General features: G+C 40.9%; 17 protein-coding genes. 8 read left to right on the forward strand and 9 right to left on the reverse strand.

The window, feature by feature from the left end:
• The 3 genes from EXE29_RS02670 to EXE29_RS02680 all read right to left on the reverse strand — a co-directional run.
• Window positions 1–897 (reverse strand): AbiH family protein (locus EXE29_RS02670; RefSeq protein ID WP_215628798.1); only part of this gene is annotated, 897 nt, incomplete at its 3' end.
• 93 nt (window positions 898–990) lie between these two features.
• Window positions 991–1,371, reverse strand: a complete 381-nt coding sequence (locus EXE29_RS02675; protein ID WP_410159306.1) for a hypothetical protein — start codon at window positions 1,369–1,371, stop codon at window positions 991–993.
• Between the two features lie 205 nt (window positions 1,372–1,576).
• A complete protein-coding gene (locus EXE29_RS02680; protein WP_120363928.1) occupies window positions 1,577–2,986 on the reverse strand; it encodes a D-2-hydroxyglutarate dehydrogenase in 1,410 nt (469 codons plus the stop codon).
• A 355-nt stretch (window positions 2,987–3,341) separates the two neighbouring features.
• Here EXE29_RS02680 and serA point away from each other — a divergent pair, with 355 nt between their 5' ends.
• Window positions 3,342–4,574: a phosphoglycerate dehydrogenase gene (gene serA, locus EXE29_RS02685; RefSeq protein ID WP_106983978.1), complete on the forward strand. Its 1,233-nt coding sequence runs from the start codon at window positions 3,342–3,344 to the stop codon at window positions 4,572–4,574.
• Between the two features lie 117 nt (window positions 4,575–4,691).
• Window positions 4,692–5,567 carry an EamA family transporter gene (locus EXE29_RS02690; protein WP_106983977.1) on the forward strand — a complete coding sequence of 292 codons (876 nt, stop codon included), beginning with the start codon at window positions 4,692–4,694 and terminating at the stop codon, window positions 5,565–5,567.
• Window positions 5,568–5,658: 91 nt separating this feature from the next.
• On the opposite strand, the gene EXE29_RS02695 is transcribed toward EXE29_RS02690, so the two are convergent.
• Window positions 5,659–7,482, reverse strand: coding sequence for an astroprincin family protein (locus EXE29_RS02695; RefSeq protein WP_106983976.1), 1,824 nt, complete (start codon window positions 7,480–7,482; stop codon window positions 5,659–5,661).
• A gap of 189 nt (window positions 7,483–7,671) precedes the next feature.
• Here EXE29_RS02695 and EXE29_RS02700 point away from each other — a divergent pair, with 189 nt between their 5' ends.
• Window positions 7,672–8,544, forward strand: coding sequence for an EamA family transporter (locus EXE29_RS02700; RefSeq protein WP_120363927.1), 873 nt, complete (start codon window positions 7,672–7,674; stop codon window positions 8,542–8,544).
• 81 nt (window positions 8,545–8,625) lie between these two features.
• Here the strand turns inward: EXE29_RS02700 and EXE29_RS02705 are convergent, their stop codons facing one another.
• The 3 genes from EXE29_RS02705 to truB form a co-directional block, all read right to left on the reverse strand.
• Window positions 8,626–9,087, reverse strand: a complete 462-nt coding sequence (locus EXE29_RS02705) for a hemerythrin domain-containing protein (protein WP_106983974.1) — start codon at window positions 9,085–9,087, stop codon at window positions 8,626–8,628.
• Between the two features lie 146 nt (window positions 9,088–9,233).
• Window positions 9,234–10,007 (reverse strand): sulfite exporter TauE/SafE family protein, encoded by a 774-nt coding sequence (locus EXE29_RS02710; protein WP_120363926.1) that lies wholly within the window; start codon window positions 10,005–10,007, stop codon window positions 9,234–9,236.
• A gap of 33 nt (window positions 10,008–10,040) precedes the next feature.
• Window positions 10,041–10,946 carry a tRNA pseudouridine(55) synthase TruB gene (gene truB, locus EXE29_RS02715; protein WP_120363925.1) on the reverse strand — a complete coding sequence of 302 codons (906 nt, stop codon included), beginning with the start codon at window positions 10,944–10,946 and terminating at the stop codon, window positions 10,041–10,043.
• A gap of 143 nt (window positions 10,947–11,089) precedes the next feature.
• Between truB and EXE29_RS02720 the strand changes: the two genes are divergently transcribed.
• The 5 genes from EXE29_RS02720 to EXE29_RS02740 all read left to right on the forward strand — a co-directional run bounded on the left by EXE29_RS02720 (window position 11,090) and on the right by EXE29_RS02740 (window position 17,009).
• Window positions 11,090–12,121 (forward strand): lipase secretion chaperone, encoded by a 1,032-nt coding sequence (locus EXE29_RS02720; RefSeq protein ID WP_120363924.1) that lies wholly within the window; start codon window positions 11,090–11,092, stop codon window positions 12,119–12,121.
• A gap of 423 nt (window positions 12,122–12,544) precedes the next feature.
• On the forward strand, window positions 12,545–13,528 hold the full coding sequence (locus EXE29_RS02725; RefSeq protein WP_410159307.1) for an esterase/lipase family protein: 984 nt from the start codon (window positions 12,545–12,547) through the stop codon (window positions 13,526–13,528).
• Between the two features lie 193 nt (window positions 13,529–13,721).
• Window positions 13,722–14,690, forward strand: coding sequence for an esterase/lipase family protein (locus tag EXE29_RS02730; protein ID WP_120363922.1), 969 nt, complete (start codon window positions 13,722–13,724; stop codon window positions 14,688–14,690).
• 234 nt (window positions 14,691–14,924) lie between these two features.
• A complete protein-coding gene (locus tag EXE29_RS02735) occupies window positions 14,925–15,890 on the forward strand; it encodes a lipase family alpha/beta hydrolase (RefSeq protein ID WP_228198701.1) in 966 nt (321 codons plus the stop codon).
• A 159-nt stretch (window positions 15,891–16,049) separates the two neighbouring features.
• Complete coding sequence (locus EXE29_RS02740; RefSeq protein ID WP_120363932.1) at window positions 16,050–17,009, forward strand: esterase/lipase family protein; 960 nt, start codon at window positions 16,050–16,052, stop codon at window positions 17,007–17,009.
• A 60-nt stretch (window positions 17,010–17,069) separates the two neighbouring features.
• On the opposite strand, the gene rplS is transcribed toward EXE29_RS02740, so the two are convergent.
• On the reverse strand, window positions 17,070–17,444 hold the full coding sequence (gene rplS / locus EXE29_RS02745; protein WP_106983966.1) for a 50S ribosomal protein L19: 375 nt from the start codon (window positions 17,442–17,444) through the stop codon (window positions 17,070–17,072).
• Window positions 17,445–17,586: 142 nt separating this feature from the next.
• Window positions 17,587–18,327: a tRNA (guanosine(37)-N1)-methyltransferase TrmD gene (gene trmD / locus EXE29_RS02750; RefSeq protein WP_120363920.1), complete on the reverse strand. Its 741-nt coding sequence runs from the start codon at window positions 18,325–18,327 to the stop codon at window positions 17,587–17,589.
• Between the last annotated feature and the right edge of the window lie 39 nt (window positions 18,328–18,366).

The raw sequence follows: 18,366 nt of genomic DNA on the forward strand, positions 1-18,366 counted from the left end.
TTTAGTAAAACTATAATTATTGAACTTCCTCAAAAAATCATTTTTAATGTCTGACACACCCAAAACCAATTTGTTACTATTATTTATTTTCCCATGTAAAAAATCAATTTTCGGTTTTTCAAAGTATAAGTTTTTAATTGTATTTGTATAATTAAATGAAAATATTTTTAAATCATCAAATGGAACTTTTAATACATTATCATTTAATTCAAATATTGGTCTTAATTCATCAACAACAGAAACCAAATAATTATCAAACAGCCCTATAAAACTATTTAGAGACTTTTCTAAATCCTCAATTATTAATTTAGAATTAATATCTAAATTATAATTCTCATTCCTAAAATATTTTTTTCGTATTTCCGCCACTGGGGATTCTTCATTTAAGGCTTTTCTTTCCAAAATTTTTAATAGAACTAATTTTTCACAAATGCTATCTCCGATTTTAATATATCCAGCAGCATCAAATTCATAATATAAACTCACAACACTCTTGCTAACATAATCATTTTTCTTATATCTTTTTTCAACGTCTGATATAAATTCAGCAACAACATCCAATGCTTGGCTAAATTCCATTTCAAAATCAATCCAAGTGTCAATTTCTGTTAGATGATGGCTAAAATATGAATACCAAATATTTTCCCCAAGCTGTTTTTTTAATTTTTTTATTTTTTGAACTGAAAGTATAATGTCATCGGTTAAATACATTGCTTTTGTGTAGCTAAAAAAATATCCTTCTTTTTCATATAACGCTCCAAAAATATCATCAAAGCCCATATCACCGTCTTCTTCATTCCATTTTTCAATTGTTTCCATTGCTCGTATAAAATGCTCATACTTCGTCGGTAAATAATGCGACAAATCAAAGCCGTTACCCACAATCAAAATATTCATTGTTCTTATAAAACCCCAATAAAAAAGCGCATCAATAGATACGCTTTTTATGAGGTTTTTTCGCCTAATTTTCAACCATAAATCAAAGATTTATTAAGGGCATTTCGCTGTTTGAAAAGTCTTGGTATTTTTACCGCGATAGCATTGATACTCTTTAGACGTACCCACTCTATTCCACTGCCCGTCTACATTTTTAAAACGGTACACCGTACGAACCGATTTTACAGAATCATCCATCAAACCTGTTTCAGTCACTTTCACTTCAGCAGCCGTTGGCGACTCCACACGGTTAAAGTACTGACGGATTTCAACCGTACTTAATTCCTTACGCAAATCATCACGCTCTTTTAACACCTGCGCCAAAGGCGTATCCGAACCGCCTATATTCACTTTATTGGCAATTTTTTGTGTGGTCGCACAACCCGTAAACATCAGCGCACATACTACTGCAGCTGTCACTAGACTTGTTTTCATCATTCTATCCCAATCAACAAACATCCATACAGCGCATGATGCCTTATTCTGCCTGCTTACTCTATTTGGTAAATGTAAGCCTCGCTACTGCGCCAAGTTCAGTTTTAAATAATACAAGTGCAAGATACGCGAGTGTGGCAAGCATGCCACACGTTCCATAAAAAAACGCATCCGAAGATGCGTTTTAAGTGCTTAATCTTTTAAATTAAAGATCAAACAATTTACCTGGGTTCATAATGCCTTGCGGATCGAATACTTTTTTCAACGCTTTCATGTATTCAATTTCTTCCGCTGAACGTGTGTAGTCTAAGTATGGCTTCTTCGTCATACCTACACCGTGTTCTGCAGAAATTGAACCGTCGTATTTTTTCACAGTTTCAAATACATACTTGTTCACCACTTGGCATTTACCAAAGAATTCATCTTTGCTTAGATTCTCAGGTTTTAAAATGTTCAAGTGCAAGTTACCGTCACCGATGTGACCGAACCAGCAGATTTCAAAGTCTGGGTAGTTATCTGCCACGATTGCATCAATTTCTTTAATAAACGCAGGTACGTGTGTAATAAGTACTGAAATGTCGTTTTTGTACGGGGTAAATGGCGCAATTGACTCAGAAATGTCTTCACGTAAACGCCATAAGCTATGCACTTGGTCTAAGCTTTGGCTCATCACGCCATCATGTACCCAACCTTGTTCCATGCAGTGCTCAAAAATTTCCATCGCCTTGTCCATAATCGGCTCAAATGGCGCTTCAAATTCAAGTAAAACATAGAACGGGCATTCAGTTTCAAATGGACGCTGTACATGGCCATTGGCAAGCACTTTCTGCATTGCCACTTCACCAAAGAACTCAAATGCGGTTAAGTCAATTTTTGCTTGGAAAGCATGCAATACAGGCATAACTGCTTCAAAGTCAGGCACACCCAATACCATCACTTGCAAGTCTTGCGGTTGACGCTCAAGCTTAATTTCAGCTTCAGTCACTAAACCCAGCGTACCTTCACCACCAATAAATAAATGCTGCAGCGCATAGCCCGTTGCGTTTTTGATCATGCCTTTGTTCAAGCGAAGGATGTCACCTTTACCTGTCACTACAGTCAGACCCAACACCCAATTACGTGTCATGCCGTATTTAATCACTTTAATACCGCCGGCATTGGTACCAATGTTACCGCCAATTTGGCTTGAACCCGCAGAAGCAAAGTCTACTGGGTAGTACATGCCCTGTTCTTCGGCATAGTTCTGAAGTTGTTCAGTCACTACACCTGCTTGAACGCGAACCATGCGGTCAGCTGGGAAGAATTCTAAAATTTGGTTCATCTTGTCCATGCTGACCACGATTTCACCGTTGGCAGCCACAGCACCTGCTGATAAACCTGTACGACCGCCACTTGGCGTGATCGCAACATTAAATTGGTTCGCAAGTTTTACAATTGCTTGTACTTGCTCAGTCGTTGATGGAAAAACGATTACCGATGGATTTGGATCGAAGTGCTTAGTATGGTCACGTCCCCAATTTTCGAGACTATCTGCATCTGTTTTAATGCGATTTTCGCCAACAATAGCGGTCAATTGGGTCAATAACTCTGGGGTTAAAGCGACTGGAGCATTCATCGTTTTCAGACCTTGCAAGGATTAAACAAGTGGTGTTCGGTGCCTCGGTTTATTCGCTGTCTAGCAATTTTTAGCTGAATAAAACCTAGACACATTGTGAAGATTAAACCAACGATATGGCATTGGCGTTTTTCACGAAGCCATATTATAAGGCATTTTTAAACGGAAACCCGCAGAAATCAGCATTTTGTAAATGTCACTTTGTAAATTACACAGTTAATTAGACCTGCAACGACAATTAATGACAGCAAATTTGCCCAAATAGACGATTGTAGCGTCATAAAGGAAATGTATATAGCCCTAATTGCTATGCTATGATATGCGCACTAAATTTGGCCTTTGTAGCGGAGCCGTAATGAGCCAACATCTTTCTTTGCCTAAAGATAAAATTCGTTTCTTGTTGTTAGAAGGCGTTCACCAAAACGCGATCGACACATTAAATGCTGCCGGATACACAAATATTGATTACCGTAAAACAGCGCTTGAGGGTGATGCGCTGAAAGAAGCGATCAAAGATGCGCACTTCATTGGTATTCGTTCGCGTACACAACTTACTGAAGAAGTATTTGAAGCTGCGAACAAACTAATTGCTGTGGGTTGTTTCTGTATTGGTACAAACCAAGTGAACTTGAACGCTGCGATGGTTCGCGGTATTCCAGTATTTAACGCACCATACTCAAATACTCGTTCAGTGGCTGAACTTGTACTTGCTGAAGCGATTCTTCTTCTTCGCCGTGTACCTGAAAAATCTACAGATACACATGCAGGCGGTTGGAACAAATCTGCTGTAGGTTCGTTTGAAACTCGTGGTAAGACTCTAGGTATCGTTGGTTACGGTTCAATCGGTTCTCAACTTTCTGTGCTTGCAGAAAGCATGGGCATGAAAGTAATTTACTTCGACACAGTAACTAAATTACCGCTAGGTAATGCACGTCAAGTAGGTACTCTAGGCGAACTTCTTGCAAATGCAGACGTTGTATCTCTACACGTTCCTGATGTTCCGTCTACACGTAACTTCATGACCAAAGAACAATTTGCACAAATGAAAGAAGGTTCAATCTTCATCAATGCTGCACGTGGTACATGTGTTGTGATTGAAGACCTTGCTGATGCGCTTAAATCAGGCCACATCGCTGGTGCTGCAGTTGACGTATTCCCGAAAGAGCCTAAAGCAAACGGTGAAGAATTTGTTTCTCCACTACGCAACATTCCAAACGTAATTTTGACACCGCACGTAGGTGGTTCAACCATCGAAGCGCAAGCAAACATTGGTTTAGAAGTGGGTGAAAAATTCGTTGCTTACTCAGATAAAGGTATGACTTTATCTGCTGTGAACTTCCCAGAAATCGCACTTCCGTTGACTGAAGGCAAACACCGTTTGCTTCACATTCACAAAAACGTGCCTGGCGTGTTGTCTAAAATCAACAACTTGTTTGCAGAACACGGCATTAACATTTCTGGTCAGTCTTTAATGACTAAAGGCGATGTTGGTTACCTCGTAATGGATGTTGACGCAACTGCTTCTCAAGAAGCACTTGATACACTGCATGAAGTTGAAGGCACAATCCGCGTACGCGTATTGTTCTAATTCTACTGCGGTTTTAAAACCACAGCTTTCGAGCTGTGGTTTTTTATTTTTGTAACATTTAAAAATTAGGCTATTGTCTCTCTCCCGCTATTCGAGTGATCGAATCAAATTTAGTTTATGCCAAATTTTAAAATCAGCCCTACTGTGCAAGCCCCTCTGATCTTACTCATCGCGATGATCAGCATGCAAAGTAGTGGCTCATTTGCCAAATATCTTTTTGGGCAATTTCCCATTTTGACCGTATCCGCAATGCGTTTGTTGCTGGGTACTTTAATTTTGGCGCTTATTTTTAAAATCTGGCAGATCAATTTTCGACAGCTAAAATGGTCATCCATCCTCAGCTACGGTTTAGCTTTGGCAGGCATGAATATTCTATTTTACTTGTCGCTTGATCGTCTCCCGCTTGGCATTGCTGTCTCTTTTGAATTTATTGGTCCATTAAGTGTTGCACTGTTTGCAATACGTCGTAAGTTTGACCTGATCTGGGTTGGCCTTGCCATTTTAGGCCTCATTTTATTATTCCCTTTTGACCAAGCCGCACAAACCCTCGATCCAATTGGCATCGCACTTGCCTTAGGCGCAGGTGCATGTTGGGCTTTATATATTATTGCAGGCCAAAAACCTTCTGGCGTTTCAGGTAATCATACAGTTTGCCTTGGCATGTTTGTCGGCATGTGTATGCTAATGCCTATGGCCTTATTTGCAGGAATGCCCGCACATACCTTTGAACCCGTCAGCTTATTGTATTTTATAGGCTTGGCTGTATTGGCCAGTGCTTTGCCCTTTACATTAGAAATGATTGCGCTACGTAATTTAAGCGCCTTAAGTTTTGGCACGCTGATGAGTCTAGAACCTGCTGTTGCGGCTTTGTCTGGTTTTGTATTTTTGGGTGAGCATTTATTGTGGACACAATGGCTGGCGCTTGCTGTCATTATTAGCGCTTCCATTGGATGTACCATCACAATGCAAAAACATAAAACAGCGCAAAACTAATCCAAAATTGCTGAATTCTAATTTTACCAATAAAAAACCGCGTTTGACTGAAAAGCAAAACGCGGTTCTAAACAACTCAGTTATAGCAACCTTAACTTGGTTCTACACAGAATGCGGTATCAGTTTCAACTGGATCATTACCACCATACAAAGCCACCATTAAAGTTGGCAATGCATCACGCTTAAACCCTTCTGCCCAGTTAGATCCACAATAGGTACCTTGTAGCATACGACCTTTCAAACTCAAGCTACTAATCATGCCTTCATCTAAGCCTGCAAAACCTGCATATTGGTTTGGTAAATGAATCAGCTTTTTCTCACCATACGGCACACTAAAATACAATTTATGCGTAGCTGCATTAAATTGATCCACATACACATTCATTTCAATTTCACATGGCTTACCCACCAAGAGTGGATTGCTTACATTCAATTTACCTGTGTTGTAATCATAACCAGACGTACATTGCACATAAAAACCAAGGCCTTGAGCAGCAGCCACAATTTCTTTGTCTTTTAAGGTAATTTTTACATCGGCTTTGCTATTTGAAACCGCTGCGCCCACATAACGTACCCACTGCCCAGCTTGTAAAGTAATGGCTGTTTTCGCTGACCATACTAATGAATCATTGCTTGATTTCAAGCCACTCATCACGCGTACACCTTCTTTAGGTGCATTAAACTCGATTGCTTGATAGCTTGTTCCCACTTTTGTAGTGAACTCACCACTACACTCTACGGCTGTACCATCTTCAAGCACACATTGTACTTTATTACTGGTTGCAGGAATGCCCAAATCAATCACCACGGTTTTATCATTTGGTAATTGTGAAGTCACTGAACCAATTAAAGTGCCTGTCGTATCTTTAGCTGACCAGTGAATTTGGCCTTCTGTTGGCATATTAATAATATCAACGCCATTTTCTGAAATAGACGTCGTTTTGGTCAAACCAGAACCATCTTTAAGTTCCACAAGCGCAGTAATATGACATGGCACATAGGTGCTTGCTGACTTACATTTCACATTGACTGAAGCTGGGTTTTCAAATTTAAAGTCCCAGTTCCATGTAGAGAAATGACTTACAGTTGCTTTTACTGCTAAGCCTGTCGCAGAAAGTGGCGATGCCACGACAGTACCCGGTGTACCTTCTTCAACCCATTTACCTTTAGTAATATCGAAGTACCACATTGGAATACTGGTACCCACCGTCATGGCTTGGTTATTCACACTATTCAATGGTAAATCCATTTGTATATCGGCACTTACACCCGTTTTAAGCTGTAATTTTTGCCCTGTGCTGTCGGTAAATGTTGCCGTTAGCATACCCGCACTAATTAATGTTGCAGGATTGCCTTTGGCATCAACTGCCACACCATTGGCTGGCATTGCATTTAAATCACTACTTTGAATATCCCAAGGCGTCAATTCAACCGTTACGGCGCCCGTTGCAGGCTGTCCATTTGGCAATACAAAAGCATTGGCAGGAATAGAAATTTGCGCATTCATAAAAGCAGATTGAATTACTTGTGCTTCTTCAATATTCGCAACAGTCATAGTCTGCTTAATCGGTAACAGATTCGCCGAAATCTGTGCAAGTTCATCTACTTTTACTTCTACAGACTGGCTAATAAATCCTGCTTTTTTAAAGCTGACCACAACCATTTTCGTGCTCTGTGGTAATTTCACTTTAAATTGGGCATTTCCAGAGGCATCGGTCGTAAAACTTTGACCATTGATACCAATTTCAGCACCAATCAATGCTGAACCTGTCGCAGTTTGTACCAATGCACTTACTGATTTTTCCACAATTACTTCATTGCCTGAGCCATCACCTGAGCCCGAGCCACAGCCCACCAAAGGCACAGCTAAAATACATGCGACCATCACCGCATGTGCGTGTTGTTTTAATTTCATTTATATTTCTCGGTTTTTATATAATTTCAAAAAGCAGCATATTATTGATATTATTTACATTATGTTCAATTGAACAATATTATTCACATGATATAACAAGCAAGTTCAAAGCCCATTGAGCCCACTTGCCAAATATATTTTTGCTATACTGCCCACACGTGTTCAGTCCAGTTCAGATGCAGAGTGGCTATGCCAAACGCACAACTTATTGCAGTCTTGTTCATGGTTCTGTCCATGATCTCTTATCAAATTAGCGCATCTTTTGCGAAGCAATTGTTTCTGGTGCTCGATCCCCTGTCCGTCACTATTCTACGCTTGTGCTTTGCTTCTTTAATTGTCTGTTTCATGTTTCGCTCATGGCAAATTTTAAAGCGCTTATCTTTTTTAAAGTGGCGTGATCTGCTGTGCTACAGCGCGGCCCTTTGCCTCATGAATGTCTTGTTTTATATGTCTTTGGGCAAACTCCCACAAGGGATTGCTGTTGGACTCGAATTCATTGGCCCACTCGGTCTGGCACTTCTCTCTATTCAGCGACGTAGCGATTATATTTGGGTGCTCTTGGCCATGACAGGCATTGCATTGATGGTGCCTTGGGGCCAAACCTCAGGCAGTGACTTTTCAATCATTGGTGCTACCTGCGCTTTGGGTGCTGGCTTATGTTGGGCCTTTTATATTTATTTTGGGCAAAAAGTTGTGCATCAAAATATCGGCATGCATGCTCTGACCATTGCCATCACCTTATCTGCACTTAGCCTACTGCCTATTGGCTTGTACCGTGATGCGCCTGCATTGCTAGAAACACAATACTGGGGTAAAGCGCTGGCAATTGCAGTTCTTGCGACAGCCATTCCTTATGCGCTGGATTTAAAAGCACTGAAAGTCCTCAGCAAGTTGAGTTACGGTACACTGTCTAGCTTATCTCCAGCCTTAGCTGCCTTAACTGGCCTGTTGTTACTTGGAGAAAAAATTGGAACATTGCAGTGGATCGCACTATTTTGCGTGATGATTGCTTCAGTCGGTGTAACCTTGCGCTCACAGCAAAAAGTGAACCCGTCGAGTTAAGCCTAATTCTCCATCGCAACAGTTTTCACTGATTCAAAAAAAGAGCGCATGCGCTCTTTTCATGTGTAGTCTTTTCAATCTTTATCCTGTCAGGCTGTCTTTATCTGCTTTTTTATATTTTTGATACTCAGCTAAATACTGCGTTGCCAAAGTCTCTTTTTGCTTGGCATCCAATATTTTACCCGCCTGTTGAAAGAAGCCATGCTCCTCTTCTTGCAAATGATGATGAACGGTTTCTGCCAGCTTTTTGGCAATCGCCAACCAGCCCGGATTGCTAAATTCAGTATCGGTCAACTGCTCGAGGAGTTCATCCATTTTATGGTGTTCAGCCAGCGCATGGCGGCTAATGTTTAGCCCTGAATCCGTCATCATCAGTGGAATATATAAATAGCGATCTTCCCCTACTGCATGGGCAAATAATTCATTTTTTAAACGATCAAACAGTTCACGGCGTTCGGGTGTATCGCCTGACGTATGGAGTAACTGCTCTGCAAGTTCGCGTTGTTTTTCATGACTTTGGCGTAAAGCTTCAAATATATTCATTTTGCTAATGACCTCTGATGCTGGGCTATATGTTCAATCAAAATATACAAATGTAATTGTAGTGGGCATAAAAAAAGCCAGCCCAATCAATTTCAGGCTAGCCTTTTTTCATACGCTAAATCAGTGCGCTTTTGTAAGCATTTTGTTTAGGCTTCACCCATGATCATTTGATAGCCCAAACGTACAATTAAAATACTCACCAATACCAAGAACAATATTCGAATAAACCCACTGCCATATTTCAGCGCAGCTTTTACCCCAACAATCGAACCCAAAATATTGGCCACCGCCATCATGCCACCAATAGCAAATAACACATGCCCAGTGGGTGCAAAAAAGCTGAGCGCGGCTAAATTGGTGGTTAAATTGGCAATTTTAGACAGCGCCGATGCATGCAAAAAGTCAGCTTTTAAATAACGAATAAAAAAGAAAATAAAGAAGCTGCCCGTACCCGGCCCAAAAATCCCGTCATAAAAGCCAATGGCTAAGCTACCGACCGCAGCCAAAAGTAATATTTTGGGTGTCAATTCTTGGCGAACATGTACTTGGCCAAATTGCTTTTTACAAAATGTATAAATCGCAATAATGATCAGCATGAAAAGTACAAACGGACGCAAGACTTCTTTAGGCACCATCGATACACAGGCCGCACCAGCAAAAGAAGCCACAAAAGCACAGCTGGCGATCACCGCAAGTAATTTCCAACGCAACTTCACTTGGCGTAAAAACGTCACTGATGCCGAAGCTGTACCAAAAATAGATGAAAGCTTATTGGTACCAAAAACTGTCGCGGGGGACAGTTGTGGCATCGCATTCATAATGGCTGGAATTTGAATTAAGCCACCCCCACCGACTGCCGCATCGATTGCGCCTGCAAAGAACGCAAAAAACAGCAATCTTAGGATGATTTCAATGTCCACAAGATTGACCTTTTATTAAAACAAATGGGAGAACTACAAATTTAAAACGCGTTTGGGAACCAAACGTTTTTGCGCGGTGATTTCAGCCAAGCCTAAACATTTTTCACCATCAAAGACCAAAGCTTCTGCCACAGCCTCATGCTCAATATTACTTTCCATACCGCGACTGAAATATTCTGCACGGCCTTCTGGTACTTGGACTTGAACTAAGTGTGATACAGGTGCATGTGCAGGCAATAACAAGGCCTCACGCTCTTCCTCAGTCAAACTTTCCAAATACTCAATGGTATAGCTTGGAATCAGCTCGAACGGACCAGTTTTAATCCGATGTAAATAGGTTAAATGCCCGTATGTGCCTAAGGCTTTTGCAATATCTTCACCCAAGACACGAATATAGGTTCCTTTTGAGCATGTCACATCTAAAGTAATACTATTCTCTGTATATGACAGTAATTCGATCGCTTCAATATGTATTGGACGTGCTTCACGCTCAATCTCAATTCCTTGACGTGCCAATTCATACAAAGGACGGCCTTCCTTTTTTAAAGCCGAATACATCGGTGGGACTTGTTTAATATCACCAGTAAACAAGGCCAAAGCAGCTAAGATTTTTTCTTCCGACAGCTCAGGTACAGCTTGTTCTAACAACACCTCGCCCTCAACATCACCTGTGGTGGTGCTATGACCTAAAAATACAGTGGTTTGATAGCGTTTTACTGAGTCTAATAAATAATGTGAAAACTTGGTGGCCTCTCCTAAACAAATCGGCAATAGACCTGAAGCTAAAGGATCAAGCGCACCTGTATGACCGCCTTTATGCGCACGGAACAACCAGCGAACACGTTGCAAAGCGCCATTCGAACTAATACCAAGTGGCTTATTTAGAAGGAATACGCCACTAATCGCACGGCGCTGAATTTTAGGAGAAGATGCTTTCATAATCACACTAAGCGAGGGAAATCCTGCGCAATGTTAACCCAATATTTACAACATTTCTGTGATTTTGTACGACTTTTATGGCATATTCTGAGCAACCAAAATGATTCTAAAACAAATACAATAGGAATAAGGTGCATTAGGATATGCAAAAAAATAAGTTATGGTTGATTGTCGTTGCTGTCATTATTGCCATCGTTGCTTTAATTTTCTGGCTTTCGCCGAACACTTCTACATCAGATGCAAGTCAACAAAATCAAGATGTCGCACTAAACCCAAATAGTGAAGCCAACACGGTATCGGCAAGCGATGCCAGTGCAGGCCCAGGCTTTATGAGTAAAAGCCAACAAGATACGCAAATTAACTGCCAGATGACCATGGACAGTTCTAACCGATTAATTGTGAATGAACAAACACGTAACTGTTTTGAATATTTTATTACCCAATACGGCGAAAAAAGTTTGGATCAAATCAAAAAAGATTTCCAAACTTATATGCAAAATACCCATAAAGAACCTGCCCTTTCACAAATTTTAGATTTGTGGAAACGCTATATGGACTACCGCGAAGCGCTTGGTCAGTTACAAGCACCTAATATTGATCCAAATGATCCGAAATACTACCGTGCTATTTTTAGCAGTACCCAAAACCTACGCAAGCAGCACTTTTCAGATTATGAAATTGAGGGTTTATTTGGTACTGAAAATACTTATCATCTGTACACCCTAAACCGCTTAGATGTCATTCATGATAAAAAACTGAGTGAAACTGAAAAAGCCAAAAAACTGAAAGATTTGTTTGATGAACTTCCTGAAGACTGGAAAGAGAACCTCGAGCAAATTAATAAGCTAGAAGACTTAAGAAAACTCACTGCGGACATTAAAGCACGTGGTGGTTCAGCCGAAGAGATTCGCAATATGCGTCTCAGCTTGGTCGGCCCAGAAGCGACTCAGCGTTTAGAAACACTCGATACACAGCGCTCGGATTGGAAAAATAACGTCAATGAGTATCTAACAGCTCGTGACAACATTATGAAAAGTGGCATGAGCGATAGCGCAAAACAACAAGCCGTTCAACAATTACGTAGTCAACACTTCCAAAGCAAAGAAGACCAACTTCGTTTAAACACCTTCGAAACCCTACATGACCAAGGTGAAAAACTCCCATTTAGTGATTAAGCTTTTGCTTGGATCACCCATTAAAGCCCTGTGGTCTTCAACACAGGGCTTTTTTTTAGTTTTAAAAACCATTTTAACGACAATAAAATTTACTTATTCTGCTACAACAACAAACCACCTATACATTGATGAAATAACATTCACTGTATTGTTCATTTTTAGTCTATTTTTTAAGCAAAAATCATGACTGTAAATGTCATTCTCAGACACATTATGTCCTAAAATGACATGGTTTAAACAGGTCAGCATGGAAAAATGACTGTGCATTAGCATGTGTTCAATCAGCACCCCATTGGTTTTTCCTTAAGCATATTTGAATGATTCAAATTTGATGAAAACAGGCGTGCTGTGATTTATAAAAATAGCGATAACAACAACACAAACAAAGGAACGTGTATGCGATCTTTCAAAACAATGGCCAAGATGGCCTCTCTAGCAACATTAGCAACTTTCACAATGGGTTTAACTGCAACTACACAAGCAGCGCCAAGTGTTTTACAAGTTAAAGAAACGGCAAAGTCTGACTATGCTAAAACCAAATACCCTATTCTTATGGTACATGGTTGGTTAGGTTGGTCACGTATTGGCAATGAAAGCTTTAACATGGACTATTGGTACCAAATCCTTCCAGATATGGCACGTAATGGTTCAACTGTATTTGCAGCACAATTATCACCAGCCAACACAACGGCATACCGTGGTGAACAACTGATTACTCAAGTTGAAGATGTGATGGCAATTACAGGTAAAAATAAAGTGAACTTGATTGGTCACTCACACGGTGGTCCAACAGTACTTTATGTCTCTTCTACGCGCCCACAGTACATTGCCTCCATTACAGGTGTAGCAGGTACTTACCACGGTTCTAAAGTGGCAGATGACATTCAAAATAATAAGCTGAGCCGTACTGCATTTAATATTTTAGGTGACTATATTGTCGGCCCATTGATTGCACTGGCACAATTGAAGCCCGAGTTGGGCATTGATTTTGATGCATCAATGAAATCATTAACTCAAACTGAATCTGCAAATTTCAATGCAACAGTTGCAAAATCAGCTGTAAATGATGGTGTATTGTCTGCAACTGAGAACTGTAATAAATCTTTGAGTAATGTAGACCGTAAAGGCATTTACTACTACTCATGGACAGGCGTTGCACAAACCACCAACCTACTTGATTTAGACACAATCCTTATGCAGTTAGGGCCATTGTCTTATGGCAACAAAGACAACGACGGTATGGTGTCACGTTGTAGCGCATACATGGGTAAAGTCATTAACGACAGCTACAAACTGAACCACACAGACTTAGCAAATATGCTATTTGGTTTAACTGGTGTCTTTGCTCAAGACCCCGTTGCATTGTATCGTCAACATGCAAACCGCTTAAAACTTCAAGGTTTATAAGCATGACAATCAGGCCCCTGAAATAATTCAGGGGCTTTTTTTTGCCTATTTTTTAACTGTTAAACTTTGTTACAACTCTCTCAAACGACCATCCAGCATTGTTTGCAAATCATTGTTACGACTGCTTTTATATTCATGACAAATTGAATTGTCAGATTTATAAAACTAAAAAACCATGCAGGATGATCACAATATGAAATTTAAAATTTTATCCGCGAGTCTCATTTCTTTACTTTGCATCAACAGTGCAATGGCGACTCAGGCCACTCAAGTGACTGAAAGTAAAGTCAGCTCTAGCTATGCCAAAACAAAATATCCTATTGTTTTTAACCACGGGATGGGCGGTTTTATTAGCATTGGTACTGACACTTTAGGAATGGATTATTTCTATCAAATTTTGCCTGATTTAGCGCGTAATGGTGCCAATGTCTGGGCAACACGTGTATCCCCTTTTAACTCGACGGAAGTTCGCGGTGAACAGCTCTTACAGCAAGTCCTTGAAATTCGTGCTTTAACTGGTGCATCAAAAGTCAATTTGCTCGGCCATTCACACGGTGGCCCAACAATTCGCTATGTCGCTGGGGTACGTCCTGACGTCGTGGCATCACTGACCAGTATTGCTGGCCCACATCAGGGCTCTCCAGTGGCGGACCTTATTTTAAAAGCAGAAGGTACTCCAATTGAAGGGCCATTGGTTGGCGCAGTGAATTTTGTTTCCAAAGCCATTACTTGGGCACAAGGTTTAGACCCAAATAGCTATCCACATGATGCTTTAGCTGGAGGAAGTAGTTTAACCTTAGCAGGCTCAGCCAAATTTAATGCCCAATTCCCGCTTGGCCTACCTAAAATTGCATGTGGTGATGGTAATAGTGTAGAAAAAGGCATCTATAACTATTCATTTACAGGTGTAGGTCAAGTCACCAATGTTTTAGATTTAGACTCTGCACTCAAAGTTACTGCATTGCTCATTGATGGCGGAAAAGACAATGATGGCTTAGTGTCTAAATGTAGCGCAAAGTTTGGTAAAACCATTCGTGATAATTACAATTGGAACCATCTAGATGAAGTTAACCAAGTACTCGGCTTAAAAGCTTTATTCGCACCAGATCCTGTTGATGTTTATCGCCAACATGCCAACCGCTTAAAACTTCAGGGTTTATAAAGACTTATATTTTAAGCAATCCGCAAGCCCAACCCCCATGTTGGGCTTCTTTATTTTATTTACATTTCACTTTTGCATTCTGTCGACTAGATCACATTATTAATTGTTTTTCAGCCTATGCTGTTTTTGACATGATGTATTGTCAACACACCATAAGCACCATGCTTACTGAGTGTGTAACAACATCCTCTGTCAGATCAAAACAAAAATAAAGGATGTGACATGAACCAGAAAATCAAAGGAAGTCTGCTATGCCTTACTTTATGCACTAGTATTGCATATAGCCCAACCTATGCAGCTTCAGCTACGCAACAAACCAGCGCTAAAACCCAGATCAGCAACTATGCTCAAACCAAATATCCAATGGTCTTTGCACATGGTTTATTTGGTTTCGGTAGTGTTATTGGCGTCGACTATTTCTATCAAATTTTACCCGACCTTGCGCGTAATGGTGGCAATGTCTGGTCTGCATCTGTTTCACCCATGAATTCAAGCGAGATCCGTGGGGAACAATTACTCCAGCAGGTTGATGAAATTATTGCTCTAACAGGCCAGCCCAAAGTGAACTTAATTGGTCACTCACATGGAGGGCAATCCATACGCTATGTTGCAGGCGTTGCACCCAATAAAGTTGCCTCACTGACTACCATTGCCTCCCCCAATCAAGGCGCCAAAATTGCAGATCTGGTGTTAAATATTGAAAACACGCCATTAGAATATCCAGTCCGTGCCGTGTTCGATAGTTTAGTCTCGCCTGTGATTACATTTGCACAAGGTCTTAACCCAACTGAATTCCCCCATGACTCAAAAGCCGCCCTCAAAAGCTTAAGTATTGCTGGCTCAGCCGCCTTTAATCAACGCTTCCCTGCTGGTGTTCCTACAGCATATTGTGCTGAAGGCGCATACAGCACAGCTGGCATTTATAATTACTCCTTTATGGGAAATAACGCACTCAATACCGTATTAGACCCATCCGATTATATTGCCGCGGCAGCTTCACTGTTAATTAATAACGGTGGCGACAATGATGGTGTCGTAGCACGCTGTGATGCACGCTTTGGTAAAGTGATCCGAGATACCTATAAATGGAATCATTTTGACGAAATCAACCACGTGTTGGGCTTAAAGAGTATTTTCGCACCGAGCGCAGTCGATATTTACCGTCAACATGCCAATCGCTTAAAACTGCAAGGTTTATAACAAGAATGGGGGCAATGTCGTGGCTAACATATTTAAACAAATAGCTCAGCCACACATATAATTTTTGCACCCCTATCCATGCAGCAAAAATTCAGCCCTGCCTACTACCCAACTGAACGCATCATTGAAAACAAAAACAGTTTAAAAAGGAATCCGTCTATGAATGGAAAAATAGTCTGTACCCTTGTCTTGAGTTGCTTAAGTTTAAATGCTGCACATGCAGCTGCAGGCATACAACAAGCTCCGCCCACAACAAAAATTGATCATTATGCAGAAACCAAATATCCGATTTTGCTGGTACATGGTATGTTCGGCTTTAACCGCTTAGGCGGTGCAACTTTTGGGCTCGATTATTGGTATCAAGTCTTACCAGACCTCGCACGTCACAATGCCACAATTTATGCCTCTCAAATATCACCACTCGAGTCGATCGAAGTTCGTGGTGAACAACTCTTAGACCAAGTGGAAGAGGTTATTGCCATTACAGGAAAACCTAAAGTGAACTTAATCGGTCATAGTCATGGTGGCCCAACTGCACGTTATATTGCAGGTGTACGACCTGATTTAGTGGCTTCCGTGACCTCCATTGCAGGAACTAATAATGGCTCTCCTGTAGCAGATTTAGTGCAAAGTGTCCCTATTCTAAATGGGACTTTAGGCATTGTAATGGATGCACTCATGACACCTGTCATTAATTGGGCACAGCAGTCAAACTTACCTTCTAATTTTAAAGCTTCAATTTATAGTATGGCTAAACAAGGTGTCGCTGAATTTAATGCCAAGTTCCCACTGGGCATGCCAACGACGGCCTGCAGTGATGGAGCTAGCCTCGCCAACGGTATTCGCTTTTATTCTTGGACGGGCGTTTCGAATACCACCAATTTACTTGACCCAGACACAATTTTTACAGCCTTGGGTCCAATTGCCTTTAGTGGCCAACCCAATGATGGCTTAGTCAGTCGTTGTAGTAGTAAATTAGGCCTGACCGTTCGTGATGACTATAAATGGAACCATTTCGATGAAGTCAATCAAGTGCTCGGCTTAAAAGGGTTATTTGCACCAGACCCCGTTGCGGTATTTAGACAACACGCGAATCGCTTAAAATTACAAGGCTTATAAAATATTGAAATAAAAAATGCGCCAGATGGCGCATTTTTTTCACTCGTATAAAACTTAAAATTAAGCTTTAACTTTACGAGCTGGTAATTTTTCGCGAATACGCGCAGCTTTACCAGACAATTCACGTAGGTAGTAAAGTTTAGCACGACGAACATCACCACGACGTTTCACTTCGATACCAGCAACGATTGGAGAGTGAGTTTGGAAAACACGCTCAACACCAACACCGCTAGAAATTTTACGTACTGTGAACGCAGAGTTCAAACCACGGTTTTTCTTAGCAATTACAACACCTTCAAATGCCTGAAGACGTTCACGCTCACCTTCTTTTACTTTTACTTGAACAACTACAGTGTCACCTGGAGCAAAAGCTGGAATATCTTGTTTAAGTTGTGCGTTTTCAATTGCTTGAATTAAAGGATGCTTACCGCTCATGGGGTATCTCCAATTTGTGTGGGCCAGAAGAGGTCTGAGATCCACTGGGGCTAGAGGCTAAAGCGCATAGACCCGATTGACTTTCCCTTTATACTTGACCGCTTCAAAATATAAAGAGCCTAATAATAAGATTTAAAAAATTTTAAATCTTGGAATCTTTCAGCCATTTTTTTTGCTGCTTACTCAACTCTACTTTTTCAACCAATTCTGGTCGACGTTCAAGTGTCCGTTGATAACGCTGCAAAAAGCGCCATTTTTCAATATTTGCATGATGCCCAGATTTTAAAACTTCAGGCACATCCAAACCTTCAAAATGATCTGGCTTGGTAAATTGTGGGCAATCTAAAAGACCATCCACAAAAGAGTCTTGTACGTGTGATTGCTCATCAGACATTGCACCCGGAAGTCTCCGAATAATACTGTCCAATAAAACCATCGCAGGGAGTTCACCGCCAGATAAAACGTAATCCCCTATGGACCATTCCTGATCAACATATTTTTGGATCAAACGCTCATCGACCCCTTCATAACGACCGCAGAGCACAATCAGCCCGTCATATTCGACAAAGTCTTGTACTGCTGGTTCATTTAAGGTTTGCCCTTGTGGTGACATATACACTACAGGAACACGAACTGCACCCGCTTGCGTTGCAAGCTCTTTAGCACGGTGGATTGCTTTTGCCAAAGGCTCAGCCATCATCACCATACCTGGGCCACCACCAAATGGACGTTCATCCACTCGTTTGTAATTGCCCTCAGCAAATTCACGAGGATTAATACAATGGACTTGTACTATCTCTTTCTTTGCTGCGCGCCCGCTAATACCGTAGGCTGTAATCGCTTCAAACATTTCAGGAAAAAGCGTTATGACTGCAAAAAACATCGCAGACTCCTCTATTTTCCTGCTGCGTCAATCCTTTAA

Origin of the sequence: Acinetobacter sp. WCHAc060006 (assembly GCF_004209135.1) — a bacterium.
GTDB classification, from domain to species: Bacteria; Pseudomonadota; Gammaproteobacteria; order Pseudomonadales; family Moraxellaceae; genus Acinetobacter; species Acinetobacter cumulans.